Below are 867 nucleotides of genomic sequence, written 5' to 3' on the forward strand. Positions count from 1 at the left end.
TGAACTGACCCCCTAAAGTTGGACGGGTAAGTTAGGCCGCGGCCAAGGGCTGGGTCCTGTATTGCACAGGACTCAGCCCTTTTAGCTTGAGCTTGATGCGGTCGTGATTGTAGTACCGGATGTATTCGGCTATGCCACGACGCAACTGGTCGACGTTGGCGAAGCGCTCTAACCGGAAGCACTCTGACTTGAGCGTCCCGAAGAAGCTCTCCATCGCCGCATTGTCCAGGCAATTGCCTTTGCGGGACATGCTCTGACGCAAGCCTCGCGAGGCCAGTTTGCGGCGATATGCCGCCATCTGATAGGCCCAGCCCTGATCCGAATGCAGCATTGGGGTTTCGCCCGGGCGCAGCTTGCGAAGCGCCTTGTCGAGCATCTCCCGGATCAGCGCGAAGTCAGGCCGCTCGCTGGTCTGCCAGGCGACGATCTCCCCGTTGTACAGGTCCAGGACCGGCGAGAGGTAGAGCTTTTTGCCGCCTACGTTGAACTCGGTCACATCCGTCACCCACTTCTCGTTCGGCTTGCTCGCCTCGAACTGGCGCTGTAGCAGATTGGGGGCGACTCGCCCGACTTGCCCACGGTACGAACGGTATTTCTTCGGCCGTACGAGCGCCTTCAATTGCAGTGCCGACATCAGCCGTTGCACGGTTTTGTGATTCACCAACATGCCTGCCAGGCGCAGCGTCGCCGTGACCCGGCGATAGCCATATCGGCCCTTGTGCTGGGCATACACCTGCTGAATACGCGCCTTGAGTTCCCCATTGCGATCCCCGGCTTTGCCTGCCGCCATCTGGTAGTAGAACGTGCTGCGCGCCAGATCGGCAACCTTGAGCAGGATCGGCAGCGGGTGGTGCTCTCGCAAAGCAT

General features: G+C 60.2%; 1 protein-coding gene. It reads right to left on the bottom strand.

The features are described from left to right. Positions 1 to 31: 31 nt before the first annotated feature. Positions 32 to 867, bottom strand: an 836-nt coding sequence (locus SB751_RS28000) for an IS3 family transposase (RefSeq protein WP_410748787.1), incomplete at its 5' end; no start/stop codon positions are given.

Origin of the sequence: Cupriavidus sp. SIMBA_020 (assembly GCF_046535395.1) — a bacterium.
Classification (GTDB): Bacteria; Pseudomonadota; Gammaproteobacteria; order Burkholderiales; family Burkholderiaceae; genus Cupriavidus; species Cupriavidus campinensis.